The sequence below is a fragment of the Mesorhizobium sp. CNPSo 4661 genome (genome assembly GCF_057784215.1).
In genome coordinates this window covers 134,904-156,733 of the sequence record NZ_JBWGIO010000017.1, presented here as the reverse complement: position 1 = coordinate 156,733, position 21,830 = coordinate 134,904, and the positions used below count along the sequence as shown (strand labels likewise).

At 60.8% G+C, this 21,830-nt stretch carries 21 protein-coding genes, 2 tRNA genes and 1 pseudogene; 12 read left to right on the top strand and 12 right to left on the bottom strand.

Translation table 11 applies throughout. The features are described from left to right. Positions 1-23 precede the first annotated feature (23 nt). The 3 genes from AC0YKC_RS25355 to AC0YKC_RS25345 form a co-directional block, all read right to left on the bottom strand. Positions 24-698: a protein-L-isoaspartate O-methyltransferase family protein gene (locus tag AC0YKC_RS25355; RefSeq protein WP_488513056.1), complete on the bottom strand. Its 675-nt coding sequence runs from the start codon at positions 696-698 to the stop codon at positions 24-26. A gap of 87 nt (positions 699-785) precedes the next feature. Beyond that, a tRNA-Cys gene (locus tag AC0YKC_RS25350) sits at positions 786-859 on the bottom strand. Between the two features lie 164 nt (positions 860-1,023). After that, positions 1,024-1,284 (bottom strand): hypothetical protein, encoded by a 261-nt coding sequence (locus AC0YKC_RS25345; protein ID WP_320295430.1) that lies wholly within the window; start codon positions 1,282-1,284, stop codon positions 1,024-1,026. Between the two features lie 206 nt (positions 1,285-1,490). Here AC0YKC_RS25345 and AC0YKC_RS25340 point away from each other — a divergent pair. The 5 genes from AC0YKC_RS25340 to AC0YKC_RS25320 all read left to right on the top strand — a co-directional run bounded on the left by AC0YKC_RS25340 (position 1,491) and on the right by AC0YKC_RS25320 (position 4,970). Beyond that, positions 1,491-1,565: transfer RNA gene (locus tag AC0YKC_RS25340), tRNA-Asn, on the top strand. Positions 1,566-1,652: 87 nt separating this feature from the next. Beyond that, entirely contained in the window at positions 1,653-3,011 is a 1,359-nt protein-coding gene (locus AC0YKC_RS25335) for a site-specific integrase (protein WP_488513055.1), read from the top strand. Positions 3,012-3,143: 132 nt separating this feature from the next. Then, positions 3,144-3,821 carry a hypothetical protein gene (locus tag AC0YKC_RS25330; protein WP_488513054.1) on the top strand — a complete coding sequence of 226 codons (678 nt, stop codon included), beginning with the start codon at positions 3,144-3,146 and terminating at the stop codon, positions 3,819-3,821. A gap of 613 nt (positions 3,822-4,434) precedes the next feature. Continuing rightward, positions 4,435-4,728, top strand: coding sequence for a hypothetical protein (locus AC0YKC_RS25325; protein ID WP_488513053.1), 294 nt, complete (start codon positions 4,435-4,437; stop codon positions 4,726-4,728). Then, positions 4,725-4,970: a hypothetical protein gene (locus AC0YKC_RS25320; protein ID WP_488513052.1), complete on the top strand. Its 246-nt coding sequence runs from the start codon at positions 4,725-4,727 to the stop codon at positions 4,968-4,970. The genes AC0YKC_RS25325 and AC0YKC_RS25320 overlap by 4 nt, the downstream gene beginning before the upstream one ends. A gap of 499 nt (positions 4,971-5,469) precedes the next feature. Here AC0YKC_RS25320 and AC0YKC_RS25315 read toward each other — a convergent pair whose 3' ends face one another. Continuing rightward, positions 5,470-6,345 carry an ATP-dependent DNA ligase gene (locus tag AC0YKC_RS25315; RefSeq protein WP_488513051.1) on the bottom strand — a complete coding sequence of 292 codons (876 nt, stop codon included), beginning with the start codon at positions 6,343-6,345 and terminating at the stop codon, positions 5,470-5,472. A gap of 124 nt (positions 6,346-6,469) precedes the next feature. On the opposite strand from AC0YKC_RS25315, the gene AC0YKC_RS25310 reads away from it, so the two are divergent. After that, a complete protein-coding gene (locus AC0YKC_RS25310) occupies positions 6,470-6,655 on the top strand; it encodes a DUF3606 domain-containing protein (protein ID WP_488513050.1) in 186 nt (61 codons plus the stop codon). A 604-nt stretch (positions 6,656-7,259) separates the two neighbouring features. Here AC0YKC_RS25310 and AC0YKC_RS25305 read toward each other — a convergent pair. From AC0YKC_RS25305 to AC0YKC_RS25285, 5 genes are all read right to left on the bottom strand, one after another. Beyond that, positions 7,260-7,421 (bottom strand): hypothetical protein, encoded by a 162-nt coding sequence (locus AC0YKC_RS25305; RefSeq protein WP_488513049.1) that lies wholly within the window; start codon positions 7,419-7,421, stop codon positions 7,260-7,262. Positions 7,422-7,458: 37 nt separating this feature from the next. Then, entirely contained in the window at positions 7,459-8,376 is a 918-nt protein-coding gene (locus AC0YKC_RS25300; RefSeq protein ID WP_488513048.1) for a hypothetical protein, read from the bottom strand. 852 nt (positions 8,377-9,228) lie between these two features. Continuing rightward, positions 9,229-9,678, bottom strand: a complete 450-nt coding sequence (locus tag AC0YKC_RS25295; RefSeq protein WP_488513047.1) for a hypothetical protein — start codon at positions 9,676-9,678, stop codon at positions 9,229-9,231. Between the two features lie 1,175 nt (positions 9,679-10,853). Continuing rightward, positions 10,854-11,300: a hypothetical protein gene (locus AC0YKC_RS25290; RefSeq protein WP_488513046.1), complete on the bottom strand. Its 447-nt coding sequence runs from the start codon at positions 11,298-11,300 to the stop codon at positions 10,854-10,856. Between the two features lie 227 nt (positions 11,301-11,527). Next, positions 11,528-12,076, bottom strand: coding sequence for a recombinase family protein (locus AC0YKC_RS25285; protein WP_488513044.1), 549 nt, complete (start codon positions 12,074-12,076; stop codon positions 11,528-11,530). Positions 12,077-12,393: 317 nt separating this feature from the next. Here AC0YKC_RS25285 and AC0YKC_RS25280 point away from each other — a divergent pair, with 317 nt between their 5' ends. The 3 genes from AC0YKC_RS25280 to AC0YKC_RS25270 all read left to right on the top strand — a co-directional run bounded on the left by AC0YKC_RS25280 (position 12,394) and on the right by AC0YKC_RS25270 (position 13,920). Further along, a complete protein-coding gene (locus tag AC0YKC_RS25280; RefSeq protein ID WP_488513043.1) occupies positions 12,394-12,648 on the top strand; it encodes a hypothetical protein in 255 nt (84 codons plus the stop codon). 139 nt (positions 12,649-12,787) lie between these two features. Next, positions 12,788-13,006, top strand: coding sequence for a hypothetical protein (locus AC0YKC_RS25275; RefSeq protein ID WP_488513042.1), 219 nt, complete (start codon positions 12,788-12,790; stop codon positions 13,004-13,006). 389 nt (positions 13,007-13,395) lie between these two features. Next, positions 13,396-13,920, top strand: coding sequence for a hypothetical protein (locus AC0YKC_RS25270; protein WP_488513041.1), 525 nt, complete (start codon positions 13,396-13,398; stop codon positions 13,918-13,920). A 78-nt stretch (positions 13,921-13,998) separates the two neighbouring features. Here the strand turns inward: AC0YKC_RS25270 and AC0YKC_RS25265 are convergent, their stop codons facing one another. The 3 genes from AC0YKC_RS25265 to traA all read right to left on the bottom strand — a co-directional run bounded on the left by AC0YKC_RS25265 (position 13,999) and on the right by traA (position 20,426). Continuing rightward, positions 13,999-15,153, bottom strand: a complete 1,155-nt coding sequence (locus AC0YKC_RS25265) for a Shedu immune nuclease family protein (RefSeq protein WP_488513040.1) — start codon at positions 15,151-15,153, stop codon at positions 13,999-14,001. 1,232 nt (positions 15,154-16,385) lie between these two features. Continuing rightward, a complete protein-coding gene (locus tag AC0YKC_RS25260; RefSeq protein ID WP_488513039.1) occupies positions 16,386-17,063 on the bottom strand; it encodes an outer membrane protein in 678 nt (225 codons plus the stop codon). A gap of 315 nt (positions 17,064-17,378) precedes the next feature. Further along, positions 17,379-20,426, bottom strand: coding sequence for a Ti-type conjugative transfer relaxase TraA (gene traA / locus AC0YKC_RS25255; RefSeq protein ID WP_488513038.1), 3,048 nt, complete (start codon positions 20,424-20,426; stop codon positions 17,379-17,381). Between the two features lie 171 nt (positions 20,427-20,597). Between traA and AC0YKC_RS25250 the strand changes: the two genes are divergently transcribed. From AC0YKC_RS25250 to AC0YKC_RS25240, 3 genes and pseudogenes are all read left to right on the top strand, one after another. After that, on the top strand, positions 20,598-20,924 hold the full coding sequence (locus AC0YKC_RS25250) for a conjugal transfer protein TraD (RefSeq protein ID WP_488513037.1): 327 nt from the start codon (positions 20,598-20,600) through the stop codon (positions 20,922-20,924). 1 nt (position 20,925) lies between these two features. After that, positions 20,926-21,174 carry a conjugal transfer protein TraD gene (locus AC0YKC_RS25245; RefSeq protein ID WP_488513067.1) on the top strand — a complete coding sequence of 83 codons (249 nt, stop codon included), beginning with the start codon at positions 20,926-20,928 and terminating at the stop codon, positions 21,172-21,174. A gap of 132 nt (positions 21,175-21,306) precedes the next feature. Then, positions 21,307-21,552 (top strand): annotated as a pseudogene (locus tag AC0YKC_RS25240) (IS91 family transposase); the annotation flags it as partial. Positions 21,553-21,830 lie beyond the last annotated feature (278 nt).

Below are 21,830 nucleotides of genomic sequence, written 5' to 3'. Positions count from 1 at the left end.
CCTTTGCTGCAAGGCAAAATCACTCAGAATTCGAAAGCGTGGACGCGTTCGAAGCCCGGTAGTGGCTTAATTGCCGCATTAAAGGCCCTTCTTCCGGTTACAACCCCCCCTGCCTTGAAAAACAGCCTGGCCACGCCAGAGTTGCCTCGCCCTTCGACCACAACCAGGCGACCTTCTTCCGCAAGCTGGTCGAGCAATGCCGGCGGCACTTCCTCGACGCTGCCACCGATGAAGATGGCGTTGTAGGGCCCCTTGGCGGCGTGCCCTTGCGGCAGCGGCCCGGTGACCACCGTGACGTTTTGGCAGCCAAGGCTGGAAAGCGTGGATTTGGCGGCCTCCGCCAGCGCGGGATCGCTTTCCAGCGCGACGACGGAGCGCGCGAGCCGGGACAGCAATGCGGCGGAATAGCCGGTGCCGCAGCCGACATCGAGCACCGAATCGCCCGCGTCGATTTCAGCAAGCTGCAAGAGCTTGGCGAGCGGCGACGGCTCCATCAGATAGCGTGCGCCGCTGCCGTTGGCGCCCTCGGAAATGCGGATGTCTTCGTCGATATAGGCCAGATCCTGCTGTCCGGCGCCGACGAAGGCCTCGCGCGGAACGACCAGCATCGCTTCGATGAGGGGCGCGCTGGTCACATCGGTGGTGCGGACCTGGCCGTCGACCATCTTCACGCGGCGTTCGGAGAAATCAGCGCTCATGTCCCAACAATCCGCTCTCCGCGCCAGCGCGGCTAAAACTTCGACTGGAACCCCGCTCCGGCGCGGTTGCGCTGGAGCCCAAGCATCTGGAGGCCTCGCCCGGAATCGAACCGGGGTGCAAGGATTTGCAGTCCTCTGCGTAACCACTCCGCCACGAGGCCTCGCAATGCTCCCGGCGTTCCGAGCGAACTCATTATGTTGGCGCTCAAAGGTCGTCAAGCGCCCGCGCGTCATTCCCGGCGCTTTCGCATGGGCGGCGAAAGTGGTGATTACCAATCGGTTGTCGTTTGGTTCAGGCATCGCCGCGGCGGAGCCGCCGCGCTTTTCAGTCGGGCCGGCGCCGGCGTCCCCACCAGACGATGAAACGCCGCCGGTGGCGCCGGATCATGGCGAATTCATAGGATAGAACCAGCAGACCGAGCGGAATCATCCAGAAGCCGAGTATCGGCAGAAAGCCTAGAAGCCCGCCAAGGGTAAGCAGCATGCCGATCGCGATTCGCCAGCCGCGCGAGCGCGGCATGGTGAATTCGCGGCCGAAGATCGAAATCTTCCGCGCCGGGGCGCTGTCATCGTCCGCTGCGGTCATTCAAACCAATCCCATCTACTGCCTAAGTCATCTCAAGGCGATGACCGGCCGCTTTGTTCCGTGCCGTGTGAAGCCCTTCATATGTGGGCGCGCCGAACGATGGCACAAATAGCCGCATCAAAAACTGGAGAAAAATTGCGAATTGCTGCTTTGCAAAGCGGAAAGGTGTTTGCTATAGGCTGCGCCACTCACGTCAGAGCCTCCGTTCCCCGGTAGCTCAGTGGTAGAGCAACCGGCTGTTAACCGGTTGGTCGCTGGTTCGAATCCGGCCCGGGGAGCCAAGTTCCACACGGAACACCTTATTTCTCAACGTTTTCAAGGCCAAGCCTTTCCCAGCGGTCCACATTCCGGTACACCGGAGGTCCACAATGGGGCTTGTATTGAAGAACGTAACGCAGACCAAAGCTGGCACTTGGCACTATCGTAGAAGGCTTCCTCGCGACATAGCGCCACTCCTCGGACAGGGCGAGTTCAAACGCCTGCTCGGGGGTACAGAGCGAGAGGCTCTGCGCAACTACCCAAAGGTCAACGGTGAATTTGAGCGGCTCGTGGCCGAGACGCGGCGGCGTAGTGGCCGGCCTGACCTATCTACGCTCACGCCCATGGAGTTGCACAAGCTGGCAGAGCGGCGGGCGCAAGAACTGGCGTCTACCACGGTTCACATCGGCGACGAAACGCTGCCCGGTAGCCATCCTGATGCGGTGGACGTGATCCTGGAGAGTTTCCTATCGAGGTCCGAACAGCACCGTGACCCTATTGAGGGTCGTGCAGTGGCTATCCTTTCCGGCGGGGATAAGCTGTCTCGCCCTGCCCCAACGCTTGAGGACGCCCGAAAGCTCTATCTCAAAGAGCGCGTTGGAGACGACACTAAGAAGACCATGGAGTTGGAACGCGTTTTCAAGCTGGTGAGCGAGGCGCTCCAGAGTGACCGGACGTTGGCGAGCCTCAAGCGTGAAGATGCCAAGGAAGTCCGCGACCATATGGCGGACGGGCGTAAGGCGTCGTCCGTAGATCGCTATTTGAATGTTGTCCGCGCCGTCACCAATCACGCCATCCGGGAATTTGATCTGGCCGGCGTAGCCAACCCATTCATGAACCTTGAGGCTGACCCCACAAGAGCCAAGGCAGAGCCGGACCGCGACAAGCGCCGTCCCTACACGGAGGAGGAAGCGAAGGCCGTGACAGCCCGTATCGCGTCGCACGCTCGGCCGGACCTTCGCCGGATATGGCAAATCATGGAGGGGACCGGATGCCGCATCGCCGAGGTGGCGGGGTTACGGGTGGCCGATGTTCGCCTTGACCACGCCATTCCACATATGACTGTTGAGTGGCACGATAATCGGCGCATCAAGAATGCTGTATCGCGGCGTAAAGTGCCGCTGTTCGGGACCGCGCTCCAAGCAGCCAAGGAAGCCGTGAAGGCGGCCAAGGGAGGTCTGCTGTTTCCGGCCTACGGTCGCGAGGGCGGCCCCGCCTCGGCGTCTGCTGCTCTCGGCAAGCACGTCCGGAGTGTCGTGGACGATCCCAAAATTGGCCCATCCCACTCCCTTCGCCACCTCATGAAAGACCGGCTCCGGCTGGCTGGTATCTCGAAGTCAGACCAAGACATCGTGCTCGGCCATTCCTCGGGCAGCGTTGGCGAAGACTACGGCGGCGACGAGGCTAGGCTCAAGGTGGCCGAACGGGCGCTCACGGCGGCACTGGGTATCCAGAGCCAACGCCGATAGGCCTGCCCTATGTCTGGTGGCGCTGTTTCACTCGCTTCGGGGGTCCTGTTGGTAGAATGTACCGACCGGACCCGAATGGCGCTCTACAGGCCGCACCGGACACAAACAGCAAAGGGGTGAGTGGAGGGTAGAATGGCCATATCAGACATTGGAGGGAGAGAGCGCGCAGCCGAGGCTCAGGCCGGGGACCGAGCGGTAGCGGCCGTAAACGCGGTTCTTGCCGAGTTTGACGAATACTACCGTTGGATGGACAAGACATATAACGGGAGGCTGAACGACCAAGGGATCGATGTCAGAAAGAGGATTGCGCAGGTCCGGTTGGTCCTCCAGCTCTTGAACGCTGCCCTTGCCGAGAGCAGCCAAATTAGTGAGCTTGGGGACGAGCCCGCAAACGCCGCAGACGGGAGTGGTGATGAGTGGGCCCCTCTAAACGCGAGGGTGGCTGCCCTAGAACCATATACGCAGCGACAGAGCGAACTCATGGATTTGGTCTGCTTGTACTCAGAAACGTTCTACTGGATTGCAGGCCGTGCGATGAAGGCCGCGAACCCGCTACCCGGCTTGAAGTCACTTTCCGCTCCGGGCGTTCGAGATGCCAGAAACCAATTGATCGAACACCCGGAAGGCAACGCCAGTCGCGTGTTCAATGGCGGGTTTGGATACGGAACCGCAGGAGGCCCGGTACTGGCTGCTCTGCGAACCGACAAGACCCCTGACGTTTGGCAAGACGCTGGACTGTTCGTGAACGCTGTCGAGTTCTCCAAAGCGTTCGTGAAAGGGCTGCGGGCCGCGCAAACCACTTCGGCTTAGGAAGCGAAAGCCGAAGGCGTCTCGGCTCTACTCGTCCCGCCATACGACGCGCTTCTCCCACCGGATTTCCACGAGCCGCCTGTACCTGATGGTGTGCGCCTGCTCTCCGGTCGGATGAAAGAGCTGGGCGCTCATCCACTCCCTGCTCTTGCACGTTTGGCACCGCACCTTCTCCCGTACCTCGTCAATCGTGACGTTCCCGATCACCTCCTGCAGCTCCGCCGGCTTGTAGTAGCGCGTGATGCTACAGCGGGCGCGGCGAATGCCCGCCACCTGCCCCGCGTCATGGGCATGCGTCAGTGTCCAGGCGGCACCTCTCGGCCACTTCTCGGGTTGCTCGGGCATGACCTGAAATGAGGAACGGCGGCGGCTCCGGTCAAGAGGCGCTTGACAGATTTGTTCTCATTTTGTTCACTGTTGTATATGAGCGACGAAATCCGAATGCCAAGACCTGAATATGCCACTCCGCCCGGCGTCCAGCATCATGTCTGCGAACACGAAGGCTGCGCCAAGGATGCCGGCTGGGGGTTTGCGAAGCCGAAGCAGGCACCCCACTGGTTCTGCTTTGAACACCGGGCGGAGGGCGAGCACTACCTATAGCTGGAGGCCGACCATGAGCCGTCATGACATTGCCGCCGATCTGGAAAGCGCGGCCAATCACATCGCCGAGGTTTCCCGCGCGGACCTTCAGGTGATGCTCCGACGAGCGGCTCTCATGCTGCGAAACGTGACCGGGCTGGTACTCGATCCGAGCGTGCAAGAGCCTCTGTCGGCCGTGGCTGAAGAAATGGGGCTCACGAGGGCGGACCTCATACGAACCATCGTAAGCGATTGGCTTGTCGCAAATGCCTATCTGCCGGTTCCGTATGCGTTGGACGAGGACAGTACAGTGGAAGGCAACGCATGATCAGCGCACCCCGCCATGACCGCGATTACCTCGACCGCGAAATTGACTGTCAGGAGGCGATGGAGCCCGGCTTTCAGGCCATTGTGGATTGCATGCTGGAGGCCGGGTGGCAGCGCGGTGAGGTGATGCGGTCGCTTCGTCGGCTGATAGCGGCGGACAACATGGCCCAGAAGGAAAATGCCAAGGCCGAGGCCGAGTTGGCGATCGCGAGGGCGATGATCCGGGCCGGAAAGCCACTCTAGGATAGGTATCGGCTCACAGCCTCCACGTCATGCGGCGGTTCAAACAGCGCAGTACAGTCGATCACCTCGTGAAATTCGGCGTCTGGGTCGAGCCGAAGGCAAGTCCTGTAGGATCGGAGGCTTCGGAGCCTTACGATTTTCTGTAGCCTCGCCTGACGTTCCGCGTCACCCGGCAACGATCGAGGTGGGCTTTTGTTCTTTTCTACCGGAGACTGCATCTTTTCGCCTCGGCATTTCCGGGGGACCCGCGCGAGGTCCCCAGTCGTTTCAACTCGATCCTATAGCTCCCAGGACGGACGTGCCATCATCTATTTGGAGGCGATGGACATACAGTCGGAGTAGGCTGCGAAGCTTGCTAAAGGCGCAGCCCGCCGCCTTCGGCTGGGCAGCTTCCAGCGACGCGGCCGGCAAATGGCTACGCTCCCGGAAGAGCAGGCCAGCTTGGTTCCGGCAAATGGCCGGGGCGCGGCGGGAGAGCGGTGAGTTTGGGCAGCATTTTTCATTCCTCTCGGAAGTCCTTCAGTGACGCATGGCGAAGCTTCTCCTCGCCCTTCAGGAACTTGACCCGCCCCACCAGACCCGGCTTGAGCCACTCGGCCTTCTCTTTTGCGAGCCCTTTGGGCGGCGGTGCGCCGGCCTTGCCCTGAACGCGGTCCCATAGTGCCTGCCGCTTGTCGGCTTTGAAGGTCACGAAGGCACCACCCATGTAGTGGCCCTTGTCAGCCATGAGCACCATGGCCGGCTTTCCGGTCTCCCGCTTCACGCCGATGATGTCCATCTCCTTCTCTACGTAGCACTTGATCTTGCGCCAGTTCATGGTCGGGCCGCTGCGGTAGAGGCTGTCGAGACGCTTCGAGACGATGCCCTCTAGGCCAGCTTCACAGGCAAGATGGTAGACGGCCTCACCCGTGCCAGGCAGAGCCTCGCTGAACTGGATACGACCGCCGGCCGGGATCAATGCCTGCAAGATTTCGCGCCTGTCCTTCAGCGGCATGTCGCGCAGATCGTGGCCATTGAGGTGCAGAAGGTCGAAGGCCACGAGGTAGAGGTCTTGGGGGCGTTTCGTGATGGCCGAACGCAACGCATGGAAGTTCGACAGCCCGGCCTCATTGGTGACGATTGTCTCGCCCTCAATGATGAAGCTCTCCGCGTCAATCGCCTTCGCCTCCTCGGCCAGCGGCCGGTACTTGGCCGTCCAGTCGAAGCCGTTCTTGGTGTAAAAGCGGATGCCGTCAGCGTCCTTGATGACTTGGGTCCGGTAGCCGTCGAATTTGACCTCATGGCCCCATTCGCCACCCTTGGGCGGCTGTTCGACCAGCTCGGGCTCCATAGGGCGGATGAACGACAGCCGAACGCGGCCGGCAGGCTTACGCATAGGCACTCCACGCGACACTCGAATTTTATTCAATATCGCACAGCCGTAAGCGTTCCGTTAGCTGGCGCTCATGGAACAATCGAGCGCGGGCGCTGTTCTCCTTTGCCGAGGAGGAGGAACGAGCATGGCAAACGACAAGAGCAAACGCGGCGGCCGGGACCGTGACCGAGTGTCAGCGGAAGAAGACTATGAAGTCCGGCACTTCGCCAACAAGGTGGGCCTGACGGTTCAACAGGTCCGCGATCTGATCAAGCAGCACGGCAACGACCGCAAGACGCTGGAACGCGAAGCCGACAAGCTTAGAGGATGACCAAGCTATCGGATCTTGGACCGCCCATCACAGGCAGGCGGCACGGTGGCGAGATGCCGAACGAAGATGACCACTACTACGCCTGCCCCTCATGCGGTCAGGCGGTCGACAAGCGCGACCTCCGACAGGTTATCTGGCATGAGCAGCAAGGACACCAGCCGCTCGAAATGGACGCGTGACAACGCCACGCGACCAGACAGGTCCTAGTCTGTGTCCGGTAAGCACGATTGATCTGCTTTTGGGGTTGGGAGGCAGAAAGACCCGTCCTAGATCACACGCCCCTGAAATGCCCCGACCGGACACAATCATACGCTTAGGTCTGGATAGCTGCCCCTGACGTCCGCAGCATGTTTCTCTGCCGGTGTCATCGCCGCCGGCGTCTTTGCCTGTGCATCCATTGAGGGTGCATCCTGCATAGCCTTTTCGTCGTCCGCCGTCCCCGCTCCGGGACTAAGGTGGCCGTAAGGAAAGTGTAGACGCTCTTTCGAGCCCGGTCTGGTCACGACCCAGCCTCCGTTCCCGTCGCTGGCGATGCGGTAGAGGTGCGCCGTGCGGGAGCGGAGGACGTAAGCCTGCCACTCCCCAAGCGAAGCGTAACGCGATGTCACTTCTCGGTGGACGCCACCATGGCGGCATATGCGGCGGCTTCTCGCAAACGAGCTTCCGCGTGTTCGGCCTGTCGTGCCGCTTTGCTGGTCGAAGGGGCGAGCATGTGTACGGCGCTGGCGACGGTGGTTGCGGGCGCGGTCTTGGCTTCTGTGGTCATGGGTGATCCTTGGTGTTGTTGAGGGCTTGGGTCGGCATTAGCCGATGCGGACGAGGCCGGCGCGTACTGCGGAGCCGAAGGACATGGCCTGTCGGCCCGGAACCTTCACCATCCACTCCCGGCGCTCCTCGTTGAAGGACAGAGTCTTGCGCTCCTTCTCCGGCATGTCAGCTATGAGGGCCTCGAACCCCTGCGGGTTCTGGTAGGGCATCGTTTCCATGCGGCCGAGAGCGGTCTTGCCAATGTGGGCGAGCTTCTCCCGGTCGTTGTAGATGGTCGCCATGCGGGCCTCTCGAAGCTCGTTCTCGTTCAGGGTCTCGGTGAGCATATCCACGGACACGACCCCGGCGGGGAGACTGCGGAGGACGGCATTGGCTTGCGCGGTGAAGCCCTCGACAATCGCGGACACGGCGTCGTCCGTGACGCCCTGCGGGATGCTGGCCTCATAGTCGCCGCTCTCGGCGGCCTGCCAAATGCCGGTCTCTACAGCGTCAGCACCCAAGGCTCCCGCAAGCGTGTCCATCACCATTGCGGCGAGGTCGGTTGCGGCGTCACCTTCAGCGCCACCCTCGGCGGCCTTCTGGTCAGCTTCAGAGCCCTTTGCGTCGTCTGCGGCGTTAACGGAAGTGGCCTGCGCGGTGCCTGCCGGGGTGGCCTTCTTCCCGACAGGCCCATCAAAACCCGGAGGGAGCAATCCGGCGGCGCGGGCGGCCTCGATAGAGGTCTCTACACCTCCGACGAGAACGTTGCCCGGGCGGACTTGTCGCTGCGTCTCTACGCTGCGGGGGCTAAGGTCTTTCGTGACGACCCGGCCATCGCCGTGAGTGTCCACCTGGACCTTGCGATTGGTCTGGACCGTGGGGGTTGCGGCTGGGGTGCTGCGGGACTGTGAAGCGGCGGCCTGTGCCTCAAGGGCGGTGTCTGCGGTGATCTGGAAGTCGGCATAGTTTGCCATAGGGGTGTGTCTCTCTTTTCTACTGTGTTGGAAGCTTGTCTGGTTAGGGTCGTGGAGAGGTGTTCAGGCCGGGACGGTACTTTCTACGTCCAAGGCGGCCGGAGCCTTCGGAATGCGCTTACCGGTCGGGAATGCGCGGTACTTCTTGCGCCTTAGCCCCCCGGCACCCGCTTCGGTCCAATCCTCACCGGCCCACGCGGACAATTTGCGGTCTCGTTTGAAGACCGACACTCCGTCGCGGACGACATGCATCCGGGTGTTAGGGTGGAAGCCTTCGCGGATGAGAAGGCGGGCTAGTGGGCCAAGCGGGTCTTTGGGGCTCTTGTCGTTGCGGAAGTCTACGACGTAGCCCTTGTGTCGGGCACCGTATGAACCGAACAGTTCAACGGTCAGGGTCGCGGCGTTTCCGCCGTGGGTATGCGTGGAGATACCTTTGCTCCTTTTGTGATGGTGATGAGGGTTACGGCCGAGGGTCGAAGATGTCGTGGGCCGTCTTGTAGGAAGCTGGGGCCGCCGCCTGTGGCCGGGTGCGGACCGTTAGGTGGTCGAAAGTGGGCTCGGGAGAGAACCGCTCGGGCAGATGCGCCAGCGCGGCGTCAACCACCTCTTGCGTGATCCCTTGGTCTTTGACGTAGCCCGAGTGCATGAGCGGGATGGCACGTGAGGCGAGGCTCTCCCGGTGCATGATGAAGGAAGCGACAGAGAACCACCGCCCATGTCCACCGCCCCGCGCTCGGCGCTGCTGTAGGTTCCAACCGAAGCCCCTGCGGTCCACTATGACGCGGAAACGGGGGCCTATGGTGGCGACGACAGCGCGGTACTCGTCCGACCACTCGCAAGTTTCCAAGAGGCTCATTGATCGCAAGCCTCCCGCACGAGGGCGAGGTCGTGTCGCCTACAGTTCTTTCCCATGCCTCCGGTCTTGAGCCGGAGGTTGGTTTTGCGAAGGTCGAGACGGTTACCATTAATGTTCTGGACGTACTCCCCTGCCTTCGCGTTCATGATGAGACGGGGAATGGTCACAAGTCGGCCGCCGATCATAGCGCGAACGGAGACTTGCAAGTCGTCGGTGGCGGTGCCGTCCTTGACGACCACCCAGCGGGCCTTTCGTACTCGCTCCGGCAGGCTGTCAAAAGACCGCTGGTCCACCTTGGCGAACAGCACTCGGCCGCGCTTAGGGTCGTTGATCGGCACCAGCACGATTTCGCTGGAGACGCCCCACTTACGGTGATCGTTAGGGGCCTTGAGGTAGGTATCGGGGCGTCCTGGAGTAGGGCCGCCACCCTGTTCGATGATGGTCATGTTACGAGGTCCAAAAAATAAGAGGGAAGTAGGGAGCGGCGGGCGCTCGGGTGGGACTGAAGGGGGCCTTACGGGGGCCGGAAAATAGATACAGACAGACACACTCTCACTTCGCAGCAAAAGGAGACGCGGGACGCTGAAACACCATTCGGTGGGAACAGCATGAGCCTACACTCCGTCTCGGGCGGTCTATGGAGACGGAGCCACCGGAGAAGGCATGAGGTCTGGATGAAGGGACGTTGCTGGCGTCCCGCGTCGAAGGAGGCAGAGGAGAGAGAACGAAGGAGGAGCCCCGTTACGGGCAAGAAAACGATAGATGTCAGGATGCTCTATCGAACCCTGTCACATCGAACGCCTATAACGTTCAGCGCAACCGGGGAGCATTCCTAACTGAGGGGGTAATCATCCAGCCTCCATAGAACGTACCGAGGGACGGTTCCTAAGGTGGGGGGTAATTGACAGGCAAGCCCAGACATACCTTCAGAACAGCGTGAAGGGAAGGCCATTCCTGAGGGAGGGGGTAATCACCCCGCGATACCGTCAACACGTTTATAGCCACGTTAGGGAGGCGAGCATTCCTGAATGGGGTGGTAATTGAACCGGAGGCCCGTTCCTAGAGCAGGCCCTAATCATATCAGGGCAACCGGACTGCCATTCCTGAGGTGTGGGGTAATTGAAGCGGAGCCCCATTCCTGAAGCGGTCCCTAATCACGTAGGACACCCCATCGGAGCCGTCATTCCTGAGTTAGGGGGTAATTGGAAAGAGCCGCCGTTCCTGAGGTGCGTCGAAATTGAACCGGAGCCCCATTTCTGAGTGAGGCCCTAATCACGTAAGACCCACAACCGGGGCCGCCATTCCTAGAGTAAGGGGTAATTGGGTAAGCCCCTCTCAAGACACTCATAACCACACATGAGGGAGGCGGGCATTCCTAGGGTAAGTCGTAATCGAAACGGACCGCCATTCCTAAGATACGGCCTAATCACGTAAGACCCACAACCGGGCCGCCATTCCTAAGTGGAGTTGTAATTGAAACGGGGCCGCCATTCCTGAAGGAAGGGGTAATTGGTTTCCTGTCCGGTCAGCCCCAAAAACGGCCTTCAGGCTCCGGACGGTACATTCTACCTCCGGGACCCTCGAAGCCGCTGAAACGCCCTAACGGGACACGAAAGAGAGCCTATCGGAGCCGAACGGGCATTGCCTCTCGGCCCCATGTGTCCCGGATGGCCCCTTTGTACTCCTCCTCCGGGATCATGCGGACGAACTGGGTGAGGTGACTGTCAGCCATCAGGACGTAACGGAGGACCGACTTCACCCCCTCTCCGGCGGCAACGCACTCCAGCGCCTGCGATATGGCCTCGGCGACAAGCGCAAGGGGCGAGACCGCTGTCAGGGTGTCGCTGGCCTCGGCCGAGCCGGCGTCCTGCGATGCCTTCGACAGCCGATCAAACTCTGTCAGGGCCTCGCTGGTCCACCCGAGCGGCTCTTGGGTGAAGGGTGCGTGTAGCTCTCGGCCGGACCCTACGGCGCGAATGGTGGTCGTAAGTCCGCCTATGGCCTTCGCAAGGTGGGCGATGGCTTGCCTGTGGTGGCTTGAAGGGGCGGCGGTGGTCTGGTCAGTCATGTCTGCGGTCCTCGTGTGTTGAATGAGACGGTCACGGGATGCCGCACGGCCTGCGATCAATCAATGGAGAATAAAGCTCCCGCAACCGGGCCAATAAGTGAGTTGTCCCGCATACGGGCCAAACAAAGTCACCCAGCGATCCAGAGGAACGCCGGATGCTTCGTAGACTGTCCCGCATCCGGGCGGAACTGATACATGGTTATTCTGCCGGCTGGCCCAACGTCTTCTTAGCTCGACAGCACCTTCTGCACTGCCGAGGATGAGCAGCCCGCCTCTTTGGCAATCTGCCGTACGGAGCGACCCTCGGCCTTCAGGCTGCGAATGAGGTCATGGTCCAGCGTCACAGGCCGCCCGCCAAGAGTGCGCCCCTCGGCCTTTGCCTTGGCGATGCCTTCCATCTGGCGCTCCTTACGCAGGGCCGTCTCAAACTCTGCGATGCTGGCGAGGATGCCGAAGACCAGCTTGCCGGTTCGGGACGTGGTGTCGAGGGACTGGTCATCCAGCACCTTGAAGCCCACCCCTTTCGCGTTCAGGCCCTCCACGATCTCGTGAAGGTGCGCCGCAGAGCGGGCCAGACGATCAAGCTTGGTGACCAAGAGCGTGTCGCCCTCATCCCGGAGGTAGTTCAGGCACTCCTTCAACTTCGGTCGGGTCTTGTCGGTGCCGGACTGCTTCTCCTCAAATATCTTGGTGGCCCCGGCCGCCTTCAGCTTCTCAATCTGTGTGGCAAGGTCCTGCCCTGTCGAGCTGACCCGCGCATATCCGACTACCGCCATTGCTGTGCCCTTTCGTCTAAGACCGTTAGTGCACACTAGTTAGTGGACGCCTAGTGCACATGTCAAGCGGAATGTGCACCAACGTAAACCTTAGTGGACACGCCTTCTGTCCGGTCCGGTCCGTGGAGAGGCGTTCTTGTCGGCATGATGCATTCCACCTCTGGCACCCTCGAAGCCACTGAAACGCCCCAACGGGACATAGAGGAGAGGCATCCGGGCGGCCTGCCGTGGGCCAAGAGTGGACCGGGCGTGAAGCGGCCGCGACCCTGCGGGGGGTATCGCGCTGCTGAAACTATCCAGTTCGACACTTCGGATTTTTGGGCCATTTTGAAACCGACCGGAACCGTTGTGCTCTGGCGGCGTTTGCCTATGGGGGAGACTTACCAGAAAGCATTGCCCAAATGCCCGGCGAACCCGAAGCGGACGTCGCAAGGACCTTGCGCAAGCTCATCAGGACCGAAGCAAACCGGCGTGGTCTTCAAAAACTGCTCGGCCTGGAGGTGGAGCTGTCGCTTACCACCCAACAAGTCTCACTGCTTGATCAGTTGGAGCGATTGGAACAGGCCAACTGACCATTCTTTCGTTAGCCGTGAGGGGTGGCGTCCGTAGGCTCTATCCGCGTTGGGACCTAAGTCCGCATAGAATTTTCTCGTGTCTGACTTTTTCTGGGTGTATCTTTTCCGGGTCGTCCATAGCGAGCGGAGGCAACGCATGCTTGGGAACCATTCCCCGGAACGGTCAGCATTGCCATACGGCGTGGCCGACGCAGACGAGCTGGAACTGCTGGGGCAAGTTTTCAAGGACTATTGCGAACAGCATCGGATCGTTAAGGAGGAGCACCGCGAGACGATTGCGCTCAAGGTCATGTGCCTTTTCAGACGCGGCCTTGATCCAGCCCAGATACCTGCTGAACTTGAAAAGGTAGGCTAGCCGACGCTGGCCTTACGGGGCGGCTCGGTCGGCAAAATCCTGTGTCACCTTGATAAACCGGTCGAGCCGCCTCGGTTCCCGTCTAGCTCACCGGCCCCGTCCCGTTCCATCTGATGAATGCCGCATCCTGCCCAGTCATTTCCTTGACCGTCTTCAACAGCGCCTCGTGCAAATCCTGAAGGGACCTGTAGTGGTCGCACTGGGGCGATATGAGGGGTCGCGTGATGCTGTTGTGCAGCGCCTCGGCCGCCCTCAAGAATTGCTCCAGCTCCTCCCTCGATAGCTGCTTGGGTTTATTGCGTCGGACCACTGCGACCTCCTGTTGAGTGTCGCCCCATCTAGGAGTATGTTCCTACGCCATCGGCGTGATAGCAAGGGGGGCATAGACGATGACCAGCCAGGAAAGCGAATTCTCGGAGACGTATTTTGAGGGCCTCCTGAAGCACCGGGAGGCGATGGTCGAGTTGCGCTCGGACCAGCTAACCACGCTGGACAAGTCGCTGTTGAGCGTGTCGAGCGGTGCCCTCGGTATCTCGATTGTTTTCATGGACAAGATCGGAGGAGGCAGCGCGGCGGTAAGCGGGTTCCTGCTTGCCTCATGGATTTGTTTCGGTGCTGCCATATCGGCAAACATCACGTCGTACTTCACGGGCGCGGAGGATGCGCAGAGAGAAATCGACAAGCTGGACAAATGCGTCGTCAACTCCACGGCTTACGAAAGCGGTGGAAACCCATTCCGAGGGGCGACGAAACTCCTCAATGTCGCGGCGCTCGTGCTATTTATTGTCGGTGTAATTTCGTTGGCACTCCATGCCTACACAAGCACGAGGACCGTCCCAAATGGCGCGACCACCAACTCCCAGCTACGAACAACGGGGAACCCCCAGCCACCGGCCAGCGCCAGTAGTCCCTAGCGGCGTGGGCAAGCCGGATGCTGGCAAGCCGTCGTCAACCCCCGCTCCGACACGGCCTACAAAGAAGTAGCGACTGCGTTAGCTCCTCGTGATGAACCGGGCGCGTTCAAACAATTCGTCGTAGGTGATGATATCCAGATTTCGCGTGTCGCGCCGAAAGAGTTCGAACGTGTCACGCTTCACCGCCGCGTCCCTCAAGGTGTCCGAGGCATCGAACTCATTGCGGTTGCCAATGACCAAGATGGTCTTCGCGTCACGCGTTCTCGCTTCCAGCCGCCGCGTCCCGGATTTGTCGAAGCGGTCGCTGGATTGGGCCGCAGCCATCCATTCGGCCTTTTGCTCAAGAACCTGCGAAACTGCGTCCATGAACTCTACACTAAACCGCCACGTGCCCGAACGGCCCTTCCGGAGCTGGAATATCTCGGTGTCGGGCCGTTTGATTTCGACCAGTACCGTGTAGTCCGTGAAGCTCATCAAGAAATCGACCGTGGGCTTGTTCTGGTTGTCGGTGCCCGCCGTCCCCACCACCAACTCGCGACCAAACAACCGCATGATCCGGTAGTCGAGCCCGTAGCCAAAAACCCAGTTCTGGGCTTCGAAAAAGTCTTGCCAATCGACCTCCGTCCAAGCCCCGTCCTCAAGTCTGGCTTGGAACTGTTCCAGCGCCTGTCGCCTGCCCAAGAGAAGATTGACTTCTTCGGGTGAGAGACTGGACTGCAAGGACCGGAAGAAGTGCTCCCGCTGGCTCTCATCCATGCGCCTAATGCGATCGATCAGGGAGCGGTCAGAGGCGTCGGTGATGATTTTGGGACCCGCTGTGACAGAGATGTCCTCAACCTGAAATCGATCCTCGTTAGACAGGTCTATGAACTTGATCCGCTTCAAGAACTCGAGAAGCCTTTCGAACTCATCTGAACGGAACGTGAAGGCATCTTTTGCGTAGCCTTGGTACCAGTCCCCCACACGGCTCTGAAAGGTTTGCAGGGTCACCCGCCTTACAGACGCGTCATCCTGACTGACTAACGCCGCAACTTGGGTCTTCCGCTGTTCACCGGTCAGCCGCAGGCAAAGAGCACCTTCAATTTCGCCGAGTAAGGCACGTTCGGTCCCCTCGAAGACGGCGTAGGCAAAGCGCCGCCTTTCAGGATCGATCGTACCGTGGGTGAAGACCCTGCTAAGATAGGTCTTTCCCTCCTTGCGAAGCTGGAAGAATTTCGCGTCGTCCTCATTCATCGACACCCCCTCACCTTTCGTCTCGCAACAGTACAACCCATCAGATCAGCTTTGCATACCTCGCGGCAAAGCGGGAGAACCCACCGCACCTTGGCAATCGGACGGCGTTGCGGTACACATTCCTTCCGCAAGAGGTCCACAACAGCGGAATGGGTTCAGCAGAGGGACATTGCGCAAGGCTTTGGTATCGTTGAGATAATAGGACTTTGCCACGCGGTTCGATTTGGCTCCTATAGCCCGGCCCGGGGAGCCAAACTTTTCAGAGACTTAGCCGATCCTGAAAATTTCTAAAAACCGGCTGATCTACAGCATGTCTACAGAATCGGGTTTCGCTATGGCCTGATCTGATGATTGCCGCGATCAGACGAAAGGCTTTGACGAACTCCAGTATCGCCCAACGCCCTTCCCTTTCGCGGCGGTAATAGAGTTCGATTCGCCCGGCGGCTTCGGCTTTCGGACCGTCGCCATTCCCTCAGTCCGTCAACGCTTCAGGCGCCGGTAGCGGTTACCTCCCGGCGCCGCCGCTACGATTCCGGGCAGCCACATACGTAGCGATTAATGCGCTGCTCACAGCGGTACTTGCCGCCATGCGGACAGCCGAAAATCAAGGAATAGATGGTCGACACCGCAGCGAGTAGGAACATCAGCGCCGCAATGCCTACAATGACCTTTCCCACTAAGCCTCTCACAGCAGTTCTATTTGTGCCTTGTGCCGACCGGAGGACGCTTAATCACAACGCCGCCGCCCGGAGGATTTGATGTGGCGCTGCAATCTTCGGTTCCGGAGGTGGACGGACACAGCCCGTGACCATCGGAGCCGCACTTTCCTGTTATCGATTCGCCTTCGCTATTTGTGCAGGTGACCTGAGTGGATCCTACATTGGGCGAGCATTTGGCGCCCGTTCCGCCAACTGAGACGTGAACACTACCATTCTTACATGCTACGCCATCCCCCGCTGCATGAGCCTGGCCCGAGATGCAGCGAACCGCGAGCGTCAAAATCGCTGACGTGGAAAGAATAAAACGTTGCATGGCGTCTCTCCTAACGACGCCTCTCCGTCCCGTGGGAATCATACTCCAGGTTTGTATATTAGGTCATCCTAACGCAACAAGACTTGGTAAACGAGTTCTTTCCTAACCCGCGTGGCGGTCCAAGCCGTCATGGTTTCTCTCGCCACTAACGAAAAGCCCCGGACGATGCCGGGGCCTGATAATCGTTGATGGCGGTCCGATCAGAATTTGTAGCTCACGCCAACGCGAACTGCGTGGTCCCGGATCTTCATGGTTTCGATCACGCCCGGGAAGGACGGCGCGAGACTTCCATTGGCGGTCCCGAAGTCCGTGTAGCGATACTCAACACGCGCGCTCCATTTGTCGGCGAACGCGTACTCCAATCCGGCACCGATGGTCCAACCAGTTTTGGTCTTCGTCCAAGACTGCAAAGTTGCCGGGTCCGGACCGCCCTCGAAGCGGAAATTGCCAAAGGCCACGCCACCGGTAACATAGGGCAAGAAGCGATCGACGGCGTAACCGACCCTAACGCGCGCGGAGCCCTGCCACCGCAAATCGGCGCTACCGGCGCTCAAATTGCCAAATGGATTGTTGAAGCTGGCTTTGACATTGGCGTATTCGATATCGCCTTCCACACCGACGACGAGCGGCGAGTCGAATTGGTGATTGTACCCAACATACAGACCACCCACGAAACCGCTCGGGGTAAAGGACCCGCTTGGGACAGGGCCGTTGAAGCTGTAGCTCGTCCTCGCCCACTCATAGCCAGCCTGAGCGCCGACATAGAGCCCAGTCCAGTTGTACGTAGCGGCCACAGGTTCCTGGGTTAAAACGTCAGCCGCGAATGCGCTGCCGGTTGCTGCAATGAGAGCGGCGGCCGCGAGCAGAATCGATTTCATGGCAAGCCCCTTTGCGATCGATACGAAATCTTAGAACGAACCTCCCAATCGGAAAATGGTTTGGGTGGCCCCTGGCAGCGATTTCAATATCTTGTTGCGGACGGGTCACAAGGCGACCCCCGCCGTTCTGGGGACCACAGTGGGGTTCTGTGGCCTTGCAATCCTTCCTGCCGGGCGAAGCGTGAACCGCGCCGACGAACCCGCTGTTGTCATGGTGATAGCGGCGGGCTCTCGTCTGTGAGTCCCAAATCCTACTGGCTCGCGCGGCCTGTCGCCGCGAATCATAGGAAAAGTTCCCTTGGTAAGGTATATAATTTAGATACCTATGCCACGCCCCCTGCCGATGCCATGGCTGAATGCGAGTTCCGCGCCAAGGCGCCGGCCGGATTCGACCTGGATGCCAAGCGCCTTTTTGCGATTGGCGAGCAGGGATTCAAGTTGCGGATCGCGTTCAAGGCTCTTAGCCATGTCGGACATTGCCGCGCGCGTTGACTTGTAGCCCGACATGTCGCCGGCCTGATATTGACGCTGGCTTGTTCGATCGAGTTTTTGCCAACGTTCCACGAAACGGTCTGCACGGCGGACCGGATCGATATCCAGTCCGGTGCGGATTTCCGTTTCAAGCTGGAGAGCAAGGACGATGCGGTTGACGCGGCCCGCCCCCGCTTCACGAACCAGTTCGGGATTTTTGACGTATGCCGCTTCGGCATCGCGCCAGCCATGCGGCCGAACCTTCTCGAACGCGCTGCGGGCATCCCTCAACTCGCGCATCTGCTCGGGACTGCTTTGCCCGTCAGCATTTCCGGTGCGAGTGATCGCGTCGATCGCGCGCGCATGACGCACAAGCGCATTGGTGCGTTCCCTGCGCAACACCGCTTCCGGGTCAACCTGCACATCCGTTTCGCGCTGCGCTCCCCTGGCCGAAGCGTCTCTTGGAGGCACAGCGCCGCCATCTGCGCTTAGCGCTCCAACATGCTCCCTTCCCGGACTGCGTCCACTGTCCTGGCCGTGCTCGGCATCTGCGGCTGAGCGCAACCCGTCCAGCAGCTCACCGATCCGGTCACGCAGCCTCTCCGGAACGACACTGCGCACGATATCGACCACACGCTGTTGGAAGCTGATCCCTCGCCGCTCGGCATAGTGTTGGGCCGGGTCGATCTGGTCGTAGTCCGACGCCATGTCCTTGGCGTGGTCACGCGACAGCGTGCGGACGAGCCGCTCGCGGGTCGCGAAGTCATCGCTGCCATAATGCAGGTCCATCCAATCTCGATGCCGCGACAGAGCCACGTAGCTGCCATGCGCATCCATGCCTGGCGTCGCCAGGACATGGGTGCGGTCGACTGTCATGCCCTGCGCCTTGTGGATGGTCGCCGCATAGCCGTGGTCGATGTGGGCATAGTCTTTCAGCTCGAACCGTACGGACCTGCCGTCGTCGGTGCGCACGGCCATGCTCTGTATGCTGACTTGTTCCACGATGCCAAGCGTGCCGTTCTTGACGCCGAGGCCGCGCTCGTTGCGCAGGAACATGACACGATCGCCGCTGGCGAAGTTTCGTGCCCCGCGTTCGACATCCACCCGAACATCGTGGCCGAGATCGCTGGCGGCGCGCATGCGCTCGCGCGCGGCCTGGTTGAGCGCGCGCACCTCGTCGTTTGTGTGGGTGAGAATGATCCGGCTTGCGTCTGGCTCTGCCTGCCTTTCGCGATCCCAGCGGTTGACGAGATCGCTGCGCGCCGCCTCGCGCGATGCAGTCTGATGCACCATGCCTTGCGTGTCATAGGCGCTGATCGCAGCGCCGATCCTGCCGGTTGCCAGATCGCGCGTTGCGTCTCGCTGCCAGTCCTCGCGCTGCCGGCGCACCTGGCCGATCTCGACGCCGCCATGTCGCTCGTGAATCGAACGGAACGCAGCGCCAGCCTCGATCGCCTGCAACTGCTGCGGATCACCTACCAGCACAACCTTTGCGCCAACTTTGGCGGCATGGGAGAGCACGCGCTCCAACTGGCGCGTGCCGACCATGCCTGCCTCATCGATCACCAGGACATCGCGCGCGGTAAGCAGATCACGACCCTGTCCCCAGCCATGTTCCATGCTGGCGATGGTGCGCGAAGCAATTCCTGAACCGCTTTCGAGATTCTCGCCCGCAATGCCGGAGAGTGCGGCGCCTCGAACCTCATAGCCCGCTGCAGCCCATGCCTGGCGCGCGACACCCAGCATGGCGCTCTTCCCCGTTCCGGCAAACCCGACAACGACACCAAGACCGCGGCTGTCTGTGACATGCGCCAACGCGTCGAGCTGCTCGCCTGACAGGGCAAGCCCGCGTTGCGCTGCGCGCGCGAGACCAGCCTCGCGATCCTGATCACTCACCGCATAGTGTTCCTCCCCGGCCATTCGTTCCGCCGCGTGGTGAAGGCGCTGTTCGGTCTCGATCATCTGCCGGGTGGTGAACCGGTCTTCGCCGCGTCCGTCCTTGCCGAGTTCGATCAGATCCGCCGCGTTGCCGATCGCGCCCATCACCTCGTTGAACTGCTCGATGTCGTCGCTGTGCCGATGCGCGAACTTCGCAATGTCCTTTCGGGTAAAGGTCGATTGCTGATGCGTGATGGCATCCAGCGCCACGGATGGATCGGCAATGATGCGCGCGCCATTGTTGCGCGCGATCTCGCGATGCAGTTCGGCGCGGTCTGCTTTAGTGTCGGCAACGTCAAGGCCGCTGCCCTCAATGCGTTGCGCCGGTGCACCGATCTGGGTCTGCGGCTCCAAGGCAATGCCCTGCGCTTCCAGACTGCGATGATCGATGCGAGCGTCGATGTCGAGCTCGGCAAGACGCTCATTGGCAAGCCCGGCCCATCGCTCACGCCAGCGTTCGACCATTTGGGTAGCGTTCCAGTCTCGAACCTTCGCGCCGAAACCATCCTCGTCCACCGACCGCATGGTGAGCATGACATGGGCATGCGGTTTGGGACTGCCATCCTCTGCCCTGTCCCAATGCACGTTGAGATCGGCGACCATGCCTCGACTGACAAACTCGGCCTGCACGAAGTCGCGCGCCAGCTCGATGCCTTGCGCCTGGCTCAGCTCACGCGGCAGGGCAAACTCCACCTCGCGGGCAAGCTGCGCGTCCTTGCGCATCTCGAATGCCTCGACGTCGTTCCACAGCCGCTCGCGGTCGCTCCAGGCTTTCGGTGCATTGTCCGGCAGCATCACCTCGGAATGGATGACGCCGCGCTTGGCCGAGAAATTGTGCGTGCGTTCGATCCGCTCGTCGCGCAGCCGCGACGCCGAGCGGTAGGCGGCGGATGCCACAGCGCTGCTCCCAGCCTTGCGGCCAATGACCTTGACGTGAAGATGATAGATCGCCATCGCGACCAGACTATTTGCACGGCAAAGCGCACGTCGGCACGACGTATAAGCGCGCCCTCCCTCGAAAAATTCTCGGGATGGACCAGCCCGTCCCGGGCTGTCTCGGCAACCCTGAAGCCTTCTGGCAACGGCTCGCCTATCATCGCCCCATCGCAATCGATGGAGACACCTATGCGCAAACCACGCGACTTCGACGCCGAACTGAAGGCACTCGAAGAGAAGGCGCGAGAACTCAAGACGCGAAAGGTGCAGCAGCTTGGCGAACTGGTGATTGCCACCGGCGCCGATCAGCTTAGCACCGACGAACTTGCGGGAGCATTGGTTGCAGTCGCCGAAACGAAGGACGCCGCAAAGCGTGAGGCATGGGCCAAGCGTGGGGTGACGTTTTTCGAGAGCCGGTCACGGCAAACTGCTCCGGCATCTCAGCGCAACCCTCGCAGCGCTCCAGGGCAACCGGGCAGCACACAATCGCTGGCAAGCGGCAATGGCTCGGCATGACATGCGCACTTGGCAGGTCGAGCGCCGCAAACGCACACGACATCTGATCGAGCTCGGTGGTCTCGTCATCAAGGCAGGCATCGTCGAGCTGACCAATGACGATCGCGCCGTCATCTACGGCGCGCTGCCGTGGATCGCCGATAAGCTGCAGAGCCATGAAGGTGACAATGTGCGACATCTATGGGCCGCAAAGGGTAGGCAGGCGTTCGATGGTGAACGGCGTGAAGAGCGGATGGGACGGCGAACATAGCGGTAGTCGCCGAACAGAGGGTTAGCCGAAGCCGCCCACCTGGACACCTGGCGCGAAATTGGGCATTCACACTGACAGCAGGTTTGACACATGTGATCTCGCACCGACGAGACAGCGGAGCCCTTCACACGGGAGGGGTTCAATCCTTGCATCGCCCACCATCTAACCTGCGCAGGCCGCAAGGCCACTGTCGCAAGGATCCGCGCCCTGCTCAGAGCACACTCGGCCAGACAGGGTGATCCGCCAAGCGCCGAGATCATCCCACTCACCCTGAGAGAGCCATGCCCCGAGTGTGGCGGCCCGATGCGCATCATCGAGATCTTCCGCCGCGGCCAGAAGCCCAGATCCCGTGCGCCACCGCGGGAGCAGGCAGCATGACGAGCCGCCCGTCATATCGGCCAGGGCTGACCCGGAAAAACACGGCATTCCGGGATCGCATCGGTTTGCGCCACATAAGGCTGAGCACCGCAAAACAGTCGAAACCGCCAGGAAGGAGACCGGCAGATCTGCTGCCGATCATGCCACCGCACCCCCTCAGGCCGGCGCGGTTGCTTATGCCGTCAGCGCCGAACTTCTCAACAGACACCCGCGGCCGCGCTTTCCCCATAGGTCCCACCCAGCCCCCCGCGGCTTCCTCCTTCGACGGTTTGTCAACG